The organism is Pseudomonas sp. ENNP23, from assembly GCF_001728945.1.
Taxonomy (GTDB): domain Bacteria; phylum Pseudomonadota; class Gammaproteobacteria; order Pseudomonadales; family Pseudomonadaceae; genus Metapseudomonas; species Metapseudomonas otitidis.
Genome location: NZ_LYSP01000015.1, coordinates 66272 through 81111, shown reverse-complemented (window position 1 = coordinate 81111; position 14840 = coordinate 66272). Strand labels below are relative to the sequence as shown.

At 66.5% G+C, this 14840-nt stretch carries 12 protein-coding genes; 7 read left to right on the top strand and 5 right to left on the bottom strand.

Annotated elements, in window-relative coordinates:
* Nucleotides 1-171 precede the first annotated feature (171 nt).
* A complete protein-coding gene (locus A9G05_RS10910; RefSeq protein ID WP_256548355.1) occupies nt 172-2319 on the top strand; it encodes a FimV/HubP family polar landmark protein in 2148 nt (715 codons plus the stop codon).
* Nucleotides 2320-2377: 58 nt separating this feature from the next.
* Here A9G05_RS10910 and A9G05_RS10905 read toward each other — a convergent pair whose 3' ends face one another.
* Nucleotides 2378-4570, bottom strand: coding sequence for a patatin-like phospholipase family protein (locus tag A9G05_RS10905; RefSeq protein ID WP_069560989.1), 2193 nt, complete (start codon nt 4568-4570; stop codon nt 2378-2380).
* 71 nt (nt 4571-4641) lie between these two features.
* Here A9G05_RS10905 and A9G05_RS10900 point away from each other — a divergent pair, with 71 nt between their 5' ends.
* Nucleotides 4642-4926 (top strand): SelT/SelW/SelH family protein, encoded by a 285-nt coding sequence (locus tag A9G05_RS10900; protein WP_069560988.1) that lies wholly within the window; start codon nt 4642-4644, stop codon nt 4924-4926.
* 305 nt (nt 4927-5231) lie between these two features.
* A complete protein-coding gene (locus tag A9G05_RS27815) occupies nt 5232-5396 on the top strand; it encodes a hypothetical protein (RefSeq protein WP_177343811.1) in 165 nt (54 codons plus the stop codon).
* A 26-nt stretch (nt 5397-5422) separates the two neighbouring features.
* Here the strand turns inward: A9G05_RS27815 and A9G05_RS10890 are convergent, their stop codons facing one another.
* The 4 genes from A9G05_RS10890 to A9G05_RS10875 all read right to left on the bottom strand — a co-directional run bounded on the left by A9G05_RS10890 (nt 5423) and on the right by A9G05_RS10875 (nt 9554).
* Nucleotides 5423-6373 carry a LysR family transcriptional regulator gene (locus tag A9G05_RS10890; RefSeq protein WP_069560986.1) on the bottom strand — a complete coding sequence of 317 codons (951 nt, stop codon included), beginning with the start codon at nt 6371-6373 and terminating at the stop codon, nt 5423-5425.
* An 80-nt stretch (nt 6374-6453) separates the two neighbouring features.
* Nucleotides 6454-7974, bottom strand: coding sequence for a tripartite tricarboxylate transporter permease (locus A9G05_RS10885; protein WP_069560985.1), 1521 nt, complete (start codon nt 7972-7974; stop codon nt 6454-6456).
* Nucleotides 7971-8492 (bottom strand): tripartite tricarboxylate transporter TctB family protein, encoded by a 522-nt coding sequence (locus tag A9G05_RS10880; RefSeq protein ID WP_069560984.1) that lies wholly within the window; start codon nt 8490-8492, stop codon nt 7971-7973. The genes A9G05_RS10885 and A9G05_RS10880 overlap by 4 nt, the downstream gene beginning before the upstream one ends.
* Before the next feature lie 48 nt (nt 8493-8540).
* Entirely contained in the window at nt 8541-9554 is a 1014-nt protein-coding gene (locus A9G05_RS10875) for a tripartite tricarboxylate transporter substrate binding protein (protein WP_069560983.1), read from the bottom strand.
* 286 nt (nt 9555-9840) lie between these two features.
* Between A9G05_RS10875 and A9G05_RS10870 the strand changes: the two genes are divergently transcribed.
* The 4 genes from A9G05_RS10870 (at nt 9841) to A9G05_RS10850 (ending at nt 14828) form a co-directional block, all read left to right on the top strand.
* On the top strand, nt 9841-11172 hold the full coding sequence (locus tag A9G05_RS10870) for an MFS transporter (protein WP_069560982.1): 1332 nt from the start codon (nt 9841-9843) through the stop codon (nt 11170-11172).
* Nucleotides 11165-12124 carry an amidohydrolase gene (locus A9G05_RS10865; protein WP_069560981.1) on the top strand — a complete coding sequence of 320 codons (960 nt, stop codon included), beginning with the start codon at nt 11165-11167 and terminating at the stop codon, nt 12122-12124. The genes A9G05_RS10870 and A9G05_RS10865 overlap by 8 nt, the downstream gene beginning before the upstream one ends.
* Nucleotides 12121-13137, top strand: coding sequence for a 4-hydroxythreonine-4-phosphate dehydrogenase PdxA (locus A9G05_RS10860; RefSeq protein WP_069560980.1), 1017 nt, complete (start codon nt 12121-12123; stop codon nt 13135-13137). Before A9G05_RS10865 ends, A9G05_RS10860 begins: the two co-directional genes overlap by 4 nt.
* A 365-nt stretch (nt 13138-13502) precedes the next feature.
* A complete protein-coding gene (locus tag A9G05_RS10850; RefSeq protein WP_083272544.1) occupies nt 13503-14828 on the top strand; it encodes an MFS transporter in 1326 nt (441 codons plus the stop codon).
* The last annotated feature ends 12 nt before the right edge of the window (nt 14829-14840 follow it).

The window sequence follows — 14840 nt, the reverse complement described above, 5'->3', positions numbered from 1 at the left end:
CCCGATGCCTTTACTGCGGGCGTTTCATGAAATTCCATCCATACTGATTTCAGCCGGGTTACACAGGGATCGGCCCGACATCACATCGTTCATTGCCAACGCCCGCTTTGGCCATTCCATGGATCGTGGAGTCGTCGTGGCGTTCGAGCCGGCATGACCGGGGGAGGGCACATGGCTCGATTCAACACGTTCCTGGCGGCGCTGGCATCGGGGCCGCTGCTTTATTCAGGCCTGGCGTCAGCGCTGGGTCTGGGCGACATCACCCTGCATTCGGCGCTCAACCAGCCGCTGGAGGCGGACATCGAGTTGCTGGACCTGGGCGACCTGGGGGAAAGCGACATCAGGGTCAGCCTGGCGCCGAACGAGGTGTTCGAGCGCTCCGGGGTTGAGCGCTTCATCTTCCTCAACGACTTGCGCTTCAGCCCGATGATCCGTGGCAGCCGGGGCTACATCCGGGTGGCCTCGAGCAAGCCGGTGCGCGAGCCGTACCTGAACTTCATCGTCGAAGTGGCCCGGCCCAATGGCCGCCTGCTGCGCGAGTACACCTTGCTGCTGGACCCGCCGGAGTCCTCGGCCTACCGCCCGGTGGCTGCGCCCCTGGCAGATGCCCGCGCCCGGCCGACCCAGGCGGTGCCGGCTGCGCCCCGCGAGGCGCCCCCGGCCACCCAGGGCAAGCGCTACACGGTGGCTCGTGGCGACAGTCTCTGGGGCATCGCTCAGCGCCTCAGCGCCGGCAGTGGCATGAGCACGGCGCAGATGATGAACGGCATCCACGCCCTCAACGCCGCAGCCTTTGCCAATGGCGATCCGAGCCGCCTGAGCGTCGGCCAGAGTCTGCTGCTGCCGGATGCCGCCCGTGTCGAGCCGGTTGCGCCGGTGGCCCCGGCGACCGCTCCCGACAGCCTGCGCCTCTCCGAACCCGATGCTCCGGTCGCACCCAATGCCCCGGCCTCCGAGGAGTTACCGCAGCAGTTGGCCGAGGTGCAGCGCCGCGTCGACGCCGAGTTGGCCAACAGCGAGAACGAGCGCCTGCAACTGCGGCAGGACATCGCCGACCTGCAGCTGAAGCTGGAGTCGCTGCAGCAACTGATGGCGGAAAAAGATGCCCAACTGGCGCGCCTGCAAGGTGCCCTGCAGCAGCAGGCCACTGCGCAGCCGCCTGTCGAGCAATCGGCCGCACAGCTCCAGGCCGAAGCGGCGCCGGCCCCGCCGACCGCCGCGCCCGCCGTCGAGCCCGAGGACACCGGCCTGTTCACCTGGCCCAACAGCCTGTTGTTCCTCGGTGTGCCGGCCATCCTGCTGGTGCTTCTGCTGCTCGTCGCGCGTCGGCGCAAGCCTGCGCCTGATGACACGCCGGCCGAGCCGGTGATCGCCCCGGCAGTGGAACCGCGTCCCCGCGCCACCGTCACCCCGCTGGTACGCCCGGCCGCGCCTGCTGCCGTCGCTGCCCCGGTGGAGGCCCCCGTCGCTCCGCCTGCTCGGGTCGACACCCCGTCGCCGGCGCCCCGTCCGTCCAGCGACTCCCTGGACGGCGCGAACATCTACATCGCTTATGGTCGCTTCCGCGATGCCGAGACGGCGCTGCGCGCAGCCATCGTCCAGGAGCCGCGTCGTATTGACCTGCGCTTGCGCCTGCTGGAGGTTCTGGGGGAGCTGGGCGAGTCCGGCGCGTTCGCCAGCGAGGCGCACGCCCTGACCGAGATGGGCATGGAGCCGGCGCGCATCGATGCCATCAAGGCGCGCTACCCCGTGATCGAGGTGCCGTCCGAGGCGGCGCCGATGCTGGAGGAGGCCACCATCATCCTCAACGAGACGCCCCTGGTCGACGAGGTGCCCAGCGTGCCGCTCAGCGGCCTGGACGACGAGTTCACCGACGAGTTCCAGCTCAACCTCGCCGACCTGCCCCTGGATGCCGACTGGGACAGCCTCAGCCCGTTCAAGCCCGATGCACCCAAGAGCCGCGCCGGTCGAGGGCCGGAGAGCACACCCAAGGCACCGGAGCCAGCAGTGGACCCGTCATTCAAGAGCAACCTCCACGAACTGCCGGAAGTGTTCGAGCTGGACCACCTGGACGAACCGGAAGCAGCCGAGCCGCTGCCACTGGCCCAGGCCGACGAGGAGCTGGTGTTCGACCTGGGTGACGACGATCTGGAGCACCTGGCCGCGCACCAGGAGAACATCATGCGGCTCAACCTGGCGCTGGCCTACATCGACCAGGGCGACGTCGGGAGCGCTTGCAACATCCTCAACGAGGTCATCGACCAGGGCGACGAAGAGCAGAAGCAGGAAGCCCGCGAGCTGCTGGCGCGAATCGCCTGACCCCCCTCCAACCGGCGCCCTGGGCGCCGGTTTTCTTTGTGCTGCCGTCACCCCTTGCTCAGAATGTGCGCCCCAGGTTGAGGTAGAGCGCCCGCTCGGCGGCGTCGTTGAGGCCGTAGCTGAAGTCCAGCGGCCCCAGGGGCGTGTCGAAGCTGACGAACAGGCTGCCGGCATTGATGTAGCCGCTGTCGAAGCTGTTGTCCCGGTTCCACGCGCGCCCGCGCTCCAGGCTGGCGCCCACGTAGAAGGGGAAGTCCAGCGGCAGGAACGAGCGCTGGGTCATGCGCCGGTAGTAGATCGCCCGCGCCAGGCTGATGTTCTGCCCGGCCACCGAGTTCTCGCGGAAGCCCGACAACTGGCGCGCACCGCCCAACTGGAAGCTGGAGGGCACCACTTCGGTGCTGTCCAGGGTGCGCCCGTAGCGGCCGCCCAGCACCAGGGTGTCGGGGCCGCGGCTGAAGGCCTTGTCCAGGCTGAGTTCCCATTGCCGGTAGCGGTCGTCGGCACCCAGGCTGGGGTCGAACTGGCGCACGGTGAGCTTGATGTCCTCACCCTCGTGGGGGTAGTCGACGTTGTCCAGGGTGTCGAAGGAGTACTTCGCTTCGTAGTAGCCGTTGCTGAAGCTGAAGCTGGGCAGGCGCCGGTCGCCGATGCGCACGTCGGCCTCGCCCCATTCCTGGCCGATGCCGAGGCGCAGTTCGCCGTTGTTGGCGATCTGCCGGCCCAGGTTGAAGCCGTAGCCGTAGCGCTGCAGGCGGTATTCAGCGATGGGGTCGTTGTCCAGCACGGCGTCGATGTTCTGCGCCGAGGCCGCCAGGTAGGGGGCGACGAAGTAGCGCGAGCCGTAGTCCAGCGGCTGGTAGAACTCGCTGTAGAGCACCTGCTGGCTGCCGATCTGGGCCCGGGTCAGCCACTCGGCACCGAGGTCGTTGAGGCCATTCACCCGGTAGCTGGCACCAAGGTTGTAGGTGCCGCCACCGCGCATGTCGTCGGAGAGGTTCAGGCCCAGGCGCAGGTAGTCGGTGCCGTTGCGCTTGCCGCGGGCACTGATCACCAGGATGTTGCCGTCCTTGTGCTTGACCACGCGGTAATGCACCTGCTCGAAGTAGTCGAGGCCGTAGAGGGTGCCCATGTCGGCCTGCAGGCGGGCGAGGTCCAGGGGCTCGCCGAGCTCCTGGCGGATCTGCCGGCGGATCACCTCATCGCCCACCTTGGAGTCGTTCTCCACCTGGATGCGGGTGATCACCGGGCGTCGCTCACCCGGTTGGCGTGCCTGCACCAGTTCCGCGTCCTGGCCGGGGCGGGCGTCCCGGCGCAGTGTCGCCAGGCGGGCCTGGAGGATGGTGGCGGCCCGGTAGCCGGCGTCGATCACTTCGCGGGCGTGGCTGAAATCGGTGGCGCTGTAGCCGGCCAGGGGCGGCTGCACGAGGATGTCGTCGGGGCCGAGGGTGGCGAGCTGCGCCTCGGAGTTGCGCCGGGTCATCAGCGTCACCGACTGGTTGAGCACGTCCACCACGGTGGTCAGCTCCTTGCGGCTGCGCAGGGGCGTGCCGATGTCGACGGTGATCACCCGGTCGACGCCCATCTCCCGTGCCACGTCCACCGGGATGTTGTCCACCATGCCGCCGTCCACCAGCAGGCGCCCGTCCACTTCAACCGGGGCGAACACCGCGGGGATCGACATGCTGGCGCGGATGGCCTGGGGCAGGTGGCCCTTGCGGAATACCACCTTCTCGCCGGTGGAGATGTCGGTGGCCACGGCGCGGAAGGGGATTCCCAGGCGGTCGAAGTCGCGGGTGTCGCTGGTGTGCACCAGCAGGCTCTCCAGCAGCAGTGCGAGGTTCTGGCCCTGGATCACGCCGAGCGGCAGGCCCAGGCTGCCGTCGTCACGAAAGCTGAGCTTCTGCTTCACCAGGAAGTCGCGGTCGTCCTGCTTGCGGCGGAAGGGCACGTCCTCCCGCGCGGGGGCGTCGGAGAGGGCCTGGCGCCAGTCCAGGGTCAGCGCGAGCTTTTCCAGCTCCTCGACGCTGTAGCCGGAGGCATAGAGCCCGCCGATCACCGCGCCCATGCTGGTGCCGGCGATGGCGTCGATGTGGATACCTTGCTCCTCCAGTGCCTTGAGCACGCCGATGTGGGCCAGCCCGCGGGCGGCCCCGCCGGAAAGCACCAGGCCGACGCGGGGCCGTGCGGCATCGGCCACGGCGCAGCAGGTGGTGAGCAGGAGGGTGAGGGCGAGGAGCACGCGGCGCATAACGCTTCCCTGGTCAGGCGGGGGAAAAAGGCCGCTATTATAGGCGCCCTCCCGACTGCTCCGAGCCTGAAATGAGTGCTGCCAAGCCCGAGATCGTCATCACCTATTGCACCCAATGCCAATGGCTGCTGCGTGCTGCCTGGCTGGCCCAGGAGCTGCTCAGCACCTTCTCCGAAGACCTCGGCCGGGTGGCGCTGGAGCCCGGCAGCGGCGGTGTGTTCCGCATCACCTGCGACGGCGTGGAGATCTGGGAGCGCAAGGCCGACGGCGGCTTCCCCGAGGCCAAGGTGCTCAAGCAGCGGGTTCGCGACCGCATCGACCCGGCCCGCGACCTGGGCCACAACGACCGCCCCTGAGCGGCGTGTATCAGAACGTTTGCCGCCCCTTTAAACAGCACTGACCCCCTCTCGACCGGGCACGGCGAATGATTCGCCCGTGGCTGCCGTGTGCGGCTGTTCTGCGATGAGGTGAGCGAAGTCGGTGAAACGAACCCTGGTCCTGGCGCTGGGGCTGTCCACCCAGGTGCTGGCCGGACGGTGCCCGCGAGCTGTGGATCGGCAGCAGGCTGTACTTCGTCGCCGCCGGCTCCTGCTACCTGTGGAACAGCAGCGCAACACGCTACGAGGTGGTCGCCCTGCCGCCCATGGTGCAAGGCAACCGCGTGGCCAGCTACGAAGTGATCGCCTACCCGGCCAACGGGCAGCGTGTCGGCCAGAGTGGCTTCGACCCCGCCACCGCGACGCGCCCAGTGGGCGCCGAAGTCACCGAGCGCTACCGCCGGGCCCTGGGCGCTTGCCTCGCCGGGCGTGGCTACAGCCTCAACTGACGATGTGGGCAGATGGCCGGGTCGGTTCAGCCCAAGTGCTGCGACCTGGCCTGCTCGGCGCGCACCGCAGCAACGAATGTCTGCATCGCCGAAGAGGCGACCCGGCTGCGCCGACTGATCAGGCCGTAGGGCGGCAGTCGTGGGCCGAAATGGATGGGAAGAATGGCCAGCAGGTGACGGCCGGGGTAATCCTCCACCACCGAGCGAGGGGTCACACCGATCATGTCGGTCTGCTGCAACAGGGACAGCAGGGTCATGATCGATGTCGTTTCGACGATGCTGCTGGGGAGGTCCACCCGTGCGTTGTGAAAGGCCTGGTTGACGATGGCCCGCATCGGGCTCGGGTGTTGCTGCAACACCCAGGTCATGCCCTGCAGCTCTTCCCAGGTCAGGTGGCTGGCCTGGGTCGTCGGATTGTGCGCGCCAGCGACCACGCACAGTTCCTCTTCGCCGAGGCTGTCGAACATCAGGTCATCGGCACGCGTACCGGTGGGGATGCGCCCCATCACCACGTCCAACTGGTCCTGTTGCAGGGCCTGGACCAGTACGTCGCTGGTGTCCACCTGGATGCTCATGGACAGGCGAGGGTGGCTTTGCTTCAGCGTGGCGATGGTGCGTGTCAGCAGGCCCGAAGCGAGTGCAGGAATCGCCCCGACCGTGACCCTGCCCAGGTTGCCGGACTCCAGGGCCACCAGTTCCTCGCGCATGCCGGAGAGTTCCGAGAACACCATCCGCGCGTAGTAGATCACCGTCTCTCCGAACGGCGTGGCACGCATGCCCCTTGGCAGTCGCTCGAAGAGTTCGACGCCGAGCAGGCTTTCGGCCTCGTGGAGCATCTTGGTGGCGGCGGGTTGGGTCATGCCGATTTCGTCAGCGGCACGGCGCAGGGAGCCGAGATCCTCCAGGGCGATCATCAGGCGCAACTGACGCAGGCGCAGACGGCTGTGGATGAGACTGGCGTCGGGTATTCGGGACATTGCGGCGGCTCGCTGATCGGAAGGTCGCAAGCCTGGCAACAAACCGCTGCCGCTGCCAAGGGGGCGCCGTGCGGTGAGGGTCATCCGAGGGACTCCCCAGGCGCCATGTGGCGCCTGCGCAGGCGTTGCAGCAGGCGCGCCAGCAGCGGCCAGAACAGCATCAGCAAGGCTGCGCCGGTGAGGCTGCCCACCAGGGGGTTGGACCAGAAGATCGCCAGCTCCCCATCGGAGAACAGCATCGACTGGCGGAAGGCATCCTCGGCCTTGTCGCCCAGCACTGCCGCCAGCACCAGGGGGGCGATGGGGTAGCCAAGTTTCTTGAACAGATAGCCCAGCGCTCCGAAGCCCAGCATCAGCGCCACGTCGAACATCGAGTTGTGCACCGAATAGGCCCCGATGGCGCAGACCATGATGATGATCGGCGCAATGATCGAGAACGGGATGCGCAGGATCGAAGCGAACAGCGGCACCGTGGCCAGCACCACGATCAGGCTGACCACATTGCCCAGGTACATGCTGGCGATCAGGCCCCAGACGAAGTCGTGCTGCTCGACGAACAGCGTCGGTCCCGGATGCAGGCCCCAGATCATCAGGCCGCCGAGCATCACCGCTGCCGTGGCCGAGCCGGGGATGCCCAGGGTCAGCATCGGCAGCAGGGCGCTGGTGCCGGCGCTGTGGTCAGCGGTTTCCGGGGCGATGACCCCTTCGAGCTCACCCTTGCCGAAGTTGTCGCGGTTCTTCGAGAAGCGCCGCGCCAGGCTGTAGCTCATGAACGAGGCGGCGGTCGGGCCGCCGGGGGTTATGCCCATCCAGCAGCCGACCAGCACGCTGCGTAGCCAGCTCAGCCAATAGCGCGGCAGCTTGGCCCAGGTGCGCAGGATGGTCATCGGCGTGATACGCGCATGCTCCCCGCGAAACACCAGGCCTTCCTCCACCGTGCAGAGAATCTCGCCGATGCCGAACAGGCCGATCACTGCCACTTCGAAGCTGATGCCCGACAGCAACCAGCTCTGGTCGAAGGTCAGGCGCAGGTCACCGGACACCGTGTCCATGCCCACCGCGGCCATGGCGAACCCGATCATCATCGCCACCACGGTCTTCAGCGGCGGGTTCCTGCTCATGCCGATGAAGGTGCAGAAGGCCAGCAGGTAGACGGCGAAGAATTCCGGCGAACTGAACTGCATGGCGAAGTCGGCGATGCGTGTGGACAGGAAGGTCAGCAGCAGCACGCCCATCAGCGCCCCCAGCAGGGCCGAGGTGAAGGCGGCGGTCAGAGCCTCGGCAGCCTTGCCCTGGCGAGCCATGGGATAGCCATCGAAGGTGGTCGCCACCGACGAGGGCTCGCCGGGAATGTTGAACAGGATCGAGGTGATCGAGCCGCCGAACAGTGCGCCCCAGTACATGCAGGAGAGCAGGATGATGGCCGACACCGGTTCCATGGTGAAAGTCAGCGGCAACAGCAACGCCACGCCATTGGGCGCACCGAGGCCCGGCAGTACGCCGACCAGGATGCCCAGCAGCACCCCCACCACCATCACGCCGATGTGGCCGGGCGTGAGGATGAGGTTCATGCCATGCAGGAGGGAATCGATCTCGCTCATGCCCACCATCCTCCCAGCCCTGCCAGCGGACCCGCCGGCAAGGGCACCTTGAACCACAGGGCGAAGATCAGGTAGCTGGCCAGGCTGGCGCCCACTGCCACGGCGAGGATCATCGGCCAACCGTAGGGGCTCTGGCGCTGGCGGTCGCGCCACATGAACCCGGCGATGAGCAGCGCCGACGCGATGTAGATGCCGGTGAAGGGCATGATGGCCACGTACAGGGCAACGGGCAGGTACACCGCCAACACCTGGCGGAAGGCGCGGCGGCTGACGAAGGCGTGGCCCAATGCGCGCCAGTTGAGCGCCGTGGACAACAGATTGGCCAGGCTGGCGCCGCTCAGCAGCAGGCCGATGTAGAAGGGGAAGTAGCCCGCTTCCGGGCCGGCATCGCCCCAGCCGATGTCGCTCTCGATGCTACCCAGCATCACCACTGCGCCGAGCGCCCCGGTGAACAGGGCCAGGCCGCACTCCACCCAGCGTGTACCGAGCAGGGCCGCGCTATCGTGTTTCGGATTCATGTCGTTCACCCTCGATGCGGGCACCACGCCAGGGGGGCCCTCGGTGGATCACTTGCGCAGCCAGCCGGCCTGCTCGAAGACCGGGGTGGCCCGGGCGGTGTCCTGCTCGATGTAGGCGATCAGCTCGTCACCGGTGAGGAAGGTCGGTACCAGTGCATTACGCGCGACATACGCCTTGAATTCGGCGGTCTGAGTGACCTTGCGCAGCAGATCGACATAGAACGCCTGCTGTTCGGCAGAAACACCGCCGGCCATGAACACCGTGCGCGGGAAGCGGTACTGGTCGATGCCCAGGCCCTGCTCCTTGCAGGTCGGCACGTCTGACCAGGCGTGCTCCCCGGTGACTTTCTCGCGGTAGGTCATCCGCGCCTGGCTGAACACGCACAGCGGGCGAACCTGGTTGCCGCGCCACTGGCTGACACTCTCGGCCGGGTTGTTGACGTTGGAGGTGATGTGCTTGCCGGCCAACTGCGTGGCCGCTTCGCTGCCGCTCTTGAAGGGGATGTAGGTCAGCGTGCTGCCCGTGGTCTGGTTGAGCAGCAGGGTCAGGGTCTGGTCGACATCCTTGGACTGGCTGCCGCCCATGCGCATCTTCGTTGGGTTGTCGCGTGCCGCGTCGACGTAGGCCCTGCCGTCCTGCCAGGGGGCATCCTGGTAGGTCCAGAGGATGAAGTCGTCCTCGGCCACGGCAGCCACCGGGGTGAGGTCGCTCCACTGGTAGCCGAGTCTGGCAACCAGCGGCAGCAAATAGACGTTGTTGGTGCCGATCACTAGGCGTTCGGGTTTGCCCTTGGCCAGCTTCATGTCGAGGAAGGCCTCGGCGCCGTTGCCGCCTCCCTTGTTCAGCACCACCGTGTTGACGTCCAGCAGCTTGTGCCGGGTGATGATCGACTGGATCAGGCGACCGAGCTGGTCGGTGCCCCCGCCAGGGCCGCCGGCGACGACGATCTCGATGTTCTTCTCCGGTTGCCAGGCATGGGCCAGAGCGGGCAGGGCGCCTGTGCAGATCAGGGTGCAGCCGGCGAGCAGGCGAGCGAGATGACGAACACGTGGAGTCCGCATGGTGAGCCTCTTGTTGTGCTTGTTATCGAGTGGCTCGAGTGTGGGAAGCGAGTCTGCCCGCGTCCACTGAGTAAATCGCATACACCGATAGCCTGGGGTTATCGAATCGTTCTGCAGTGCGTGTTCGTGGAATCGGTAGCGGTGGCTTGAGCGATATCCAGGGGTGATAGGCCTATGAGGGGTTTTGATTGGACGGTAATAGCCCAGGGTTGAATAGTGCCTCTACACCGGTGGCCGACTCGAAGCGCCGGACCCTTACAAGAACGATAACGATGAGGTCTCCGCCATGGCTGATTCGAGCGCAACACCCCACCTGCACCCGTCGTCTGCCTCTACCGCCCCGGTGACCCACGCACATCCCACTAACGTGCGCTGGCGCATCTTCGCCCTCATCTTCGCCCTGACGGTGATCAACCTGGTCGATCGGGTTTCGCTGTCCATCGCCATGCCGGTCATCGCCGGTGAGTTCCAGCTCTCGCCGAGCATGCAGGGGTTGATCCTCAGCAGCTTCTTCTGGGCCTATGCGCTGTTGCAGATTCCCGGAGGCTGGATGATCGACCGCTATGGCCCACGCCGGGTCATTGCCTGGTCCACCGGCTTGTGGGGCACCTTCCAGACACTCGCCGCTTTCGCTACCGGTGGCTTGTCGCTGATCGTCGCCCGGGTCGCCCTGGGGGCAGCGGAGGCGCCTCTATTTCCCGCCGGCGGCAAGCTCAACTCCCTCTGGCTGGGCAGCGGCGAGCGAAGCCGGGGTGCCGTGCTGATGGATTGTGGCGGTCCGCTGGGCGTGGCCCTCGGCGGCCTGATCATCGCCTACCTGATCGCCGTACTGGGCTCCTGGCGCACGGCCTTCTTCATCGCCGGCATCGCCACCCTGGCCACCGGTTGGCTGGCCTGGCGCTACCTGCGTGACAACCCGGCCGAGCATCCACAGGTGAACCGGGCCGAACTGAACGTGATCAACGAGGGACGCAGCGTTCCGATGGCCGATGCGGCACACCATCACGTCCGTGGCCTGGGCATCGCCCATCGTTCGCTGGTCGGCATCCTGCTCGGTCGTGCCAGTTGGGCCATGGTCTTTTTCGGCCTGCTGACCTGGGGACCCAGCTACCTGGCCCAAGCCCGTGGCTTCGACATCAAGGGCATTGGTGCAGCCACCTTCGTGATCTTCCTGTGTGGCGCCGTCGGTTCGCTGGCCGGTGGCTTCTGCTGCGACCTGCTGATCCGCAAGGGCATGCGTCGCGGTCTGGCCGCCAAGGGCATGCTGAGCATCTCCGGCCTGGCCGCGCTGGGCGCCTTCCTGCTGTTGCCGAGCCTGAGCGATGCCTATCTGGCCGTCGGCCTGCTGTCGCTGACCGCCTTCTTCCTGATGTGGGGCAGCCTGTACTGGAGCTTCCCGGCATTGCTGGCATCGCCTGCACGGGTGGGGCTGATCGGCGGCGTGATGAACCTGGCCGGCAGCCTGGGCGGCATCGCCGTGCCCATTCTGGTTGGCCTGCTGGTGCAGCATGCCGGCGGCTATCCCGCGGTACTGGCCTTCTTCGCCTTGTGCTCGGCCCTGTTCATCGCCGGCACCCTGCTGATTTCCCTGGATGACACCGAGGTTTCCCATGGCTGAGCTGTACGACGGGCCGATCGTCGACGCCCATCACCATTTCTGGGACCCACAGCGCAACCACCACCCCTGGCTCTCCGGCGAACACTGCATCCCATTCCGCTACGGTGACTACAGCGCGATCAAGCGCCGCTATTTCCCGGCGGACTACCTGGCCGATGCCGGCGAGCATCCGGTGGTGGAAACCGTGTACGTGGAGACCGAATGGAACCCGCGCGACCCCATCGGCGAGACTGCCTTCATCCATGAGATTGCCGCCCTGTATGGCGCGCCCAACGCCGTCGTTGCGCAAGCCTGGCTGGATGCCCCGGATGCCGCCGACGTGCTCGAAGCGCAGGCGGCCTTCGAACGGGTGCGCAGCGTGCGGCACAAGCCCGGTGGCCCGGCCTCACCCGAGGATGTCGGGGCCTGCCGCACGCTGATGAGCGACGAGCGTTGGCGTCAGGGCTATGCCGGACTGGCGCGGCACGGGCTGCACTTCGATCTGCAGACACCCTGGTGGAACCTGCACGAGGCCATCGCACTGGCCCGCGACTTCCCCGCAACCCGGATCATCCTCAACCATGCCGGTCTGCCGTCCGATCGCAGCGAGCAGGGTTTGGCCGCCTGGCATGCGGCCATGGCCAGCCTGGCCGAATGCGCCAACGTCGCCGTCAAGGTGTCCGGCATCGGCCTGCCCGGCAGGCGCTGGAGCGTGGCGGACAACGCCTGGATCGTGCGCGAGACCATCGCCATGTTCGGCTCCGAGCGGGTGATGTTTGCCAGCAACTTCCCCGTCGACAGCCTGTGCGGCTCGTTCGACGACATCTACGGCGGCTTCAAGCGCATCGTCGCCGACCTGCCGCTGGCCCAGCAGGAACAGCTTTTCTGCCGCAACGCACGGCGTATCTACCGCACCGTGCCCGATGCGATCCGCCTGGATGACGCATCGGCCGACCTGAGGACTCATGCATGAACAAAGCCCCCCTCCCACGCCTGGCCATGGTGCTGGGCGACCCCGCCGGCATCGGCCCCGAACTGATCGCCCGCCTGCTTGCCGAGCCCGAGGTAAGGCGCACGGCCCATGTGCTGCTGATCGCCGATGAAGCGGAACTGCGCCGAGGCATGGACATCGCCGGGCAGTCCTTCACCTACCGCCTGATCGACTCGACAGAAGCCCTGGCCTTCGCCGACGACACGCCGCTGCTGCTGCCCTTCCGGGGGCGTGCCCAGGGCGACTTTCCACGTGGCCAGGCCAGCGTGATCGGAGGCCAGTACAGCCTCGACACCCTGGAGCAGGCCTTGCGCCTCACCGCTGATGGCGTCACCGACGCGATCCTCTTCGGCCCCCTGAACAAGACCTCGTTGCACATGGCGGGCATGGATCACAGCGATGAGTTGCACTGGTTCGCCGACTACCTCGGCTTCGACGGCCCGTTCTGCGAGTTCAACGTGCTCGACGACCTGTGGACGTCGCGGGTGACCTCCCATGTCGCGTTGGCCGAGGTGCCTGGACTGATCAGCCGGGAACGGGTGGTGGAGGCGATCCGCCTGATCGATACCGCTCTCAGGCGCAATGGCCTGGACAAGCCACGCATCGGCGTCTGCGGCCTCAACCCGCACAACGGTGACAACGGCGGTTTTGGTCGCGAAGAGCTGGACATCATCGGCCCGGCTGTCGAGCAGGCACGTGCCGAGGGGATCGAGGCGCTCGGTCCGTACCCGGGCGACACCATCTTCCTCAAGGTGCAGGGTGACAGCCGAGCCTTCGACGCGGTGGTGACCATGTACCACGACCAGGGCCAGATCGCGATCAAGCTGATGGGGTTCTCCCGCGGCGTGACCGTGCAGGGTGGCCTGCCGATCCCGATCACCACGCCAGCGCACGGCACGGCGTTCGACATCGCCGGGCAGGGCACGGCCAATGTCGGTGCCACCCGCCAGGCATTCGAGATCGCCTGCCGCATGGGCCGGAAACCGCGTCACTGAGCCACCCCCTGCTGCTGCCGCAAACACAGTAAAAGGAGCCGTTCACGGCTACCCATCGCAAGCACCCGCAGCCAGTGCTGCCGGGTGAAGGGGAGGGCTTTGCCCATGAGCCTGTGATCCTGCTTGCCGAAGATGGCCATGCGTTGCCGCAGACCCAGGGGCGCCTCATCGATAACGAATGAAAGGCTATGCGCCGCCAACTCATTTCCTGGGGTTATCACTGGATGTGCAGAAGTGATTATTCGCTACCCCGGTGACTGACTAGAGTCGGCGTTGTGACAGAGCCCAGAGGTCTAGCCGAATACCTACAAGAAGCCTGCGATGACGCCCGGCAAGGTGCTCATCGGTATTGCAAGGACATGACCATGACTCGATCTGCCGTGTTCTCCGAAACGCTCATTTCTGCAATCGCCAAGAGCCGCCTGCGGCTGTTGCCCTTCCTCATCCTGATGTACGTGCTGGCGTTCATCGACCGTGCCAACGTTGGCTACGCCCGCAGTGTGCTGCAGGCCGACACCGGCCTCAGTGACGCGGCCTTCGCCTTCGGGGCCGGCATTTTCTTCGTCGGCTACGCCTTCTTCGAAGTCCCCAGCAACCTGATGTTGCATCGTCTCGGTGCGCGGGTCTGGCTGTGCCGGATCATGGTCACCTGGGGCCTGGTCTCGGCAGCCATGATGTTTGCCAACGACGCCCTGACCTTCTATGTGCTGCGTTTTCTGCTGGGGGTCGCGGAGGCCGGTTTCTTCCCCGGCATCATCCTCTATCTCACCTACTGGTTCCCGGCGCGTAGCCGTGGGCAAGCGCTTGGTCTGTTCTATTTCGGCTTGCCCCTGGCGCTGCTGGTGGGCGGTCCGCTGTCGGGCTGGCTGCTGGAGTTCCACGGCGTATTCGGCCTGACCAACTGGCAGTGGCTGTTCGTCGTCGAGGGTTTGATGGCCTCGGCGGTGGGAGTCGCCACCTACTTCTACCTGGTCGACCGTCCTCGTGATGCCCGCTGGCTCAATGCTGAAGAGAAGGCCGCACTCGAAGCCTGTCTGGCCGAGGAGGATGCGGGAAAGCGCGAGCACAGCCCCCGGGGGTTCCTCAGTGCCCTGCGTGACGGCCATGTACTCCGGTTCTGCCTGGTGTACTTCACGGTGCAGATGAGTGTGTACGGTGTGGTGTTCTACCTGCCGACCCGGATCGCCAGTTTCCTTGATGGTCACGTTGGCCTGGGCGTGGGGTTGCTGACCGCGATTCCCTGGCTTTGCGCCCTGGCAGTCACTCGCCTGGTGACCTGGCAGGCCGACCGTACCGGCCAGCATCGCCGCGTCGCCGCCATCATGCTGGCCATGGCTGCGGGGGGCATTGCGGCCTCGGCCCTCAGCCCGACCCTGCCTCTGGTGGTGATTGCCTTCTGCTTTGCCGCGGCTGGGTTCGTTGCCGTACAGCCGCTGTTCTGGACCCTGCCCACCGGCTACCTGAGTGGTGCCGCAGCAGCCAGTGGCATCGCCCTCATCAACTCCCTGGGCAACCTGGGGGGCTTCGTCGCCCCGAACCTGAAGACCGCCATGGAGACGTTTTTTGCCGACCCTCGTGCCGGCATGTTCGCTCTGGCTTTGGTGGGCTTGCTCGGCGCCGGGCTGATCCTCCGCCTCAATACCCTCAAACACAGGGACTCGCCGGTTCCGCAAGCGGTTCGTACTCCCTGACCCACCATGCAA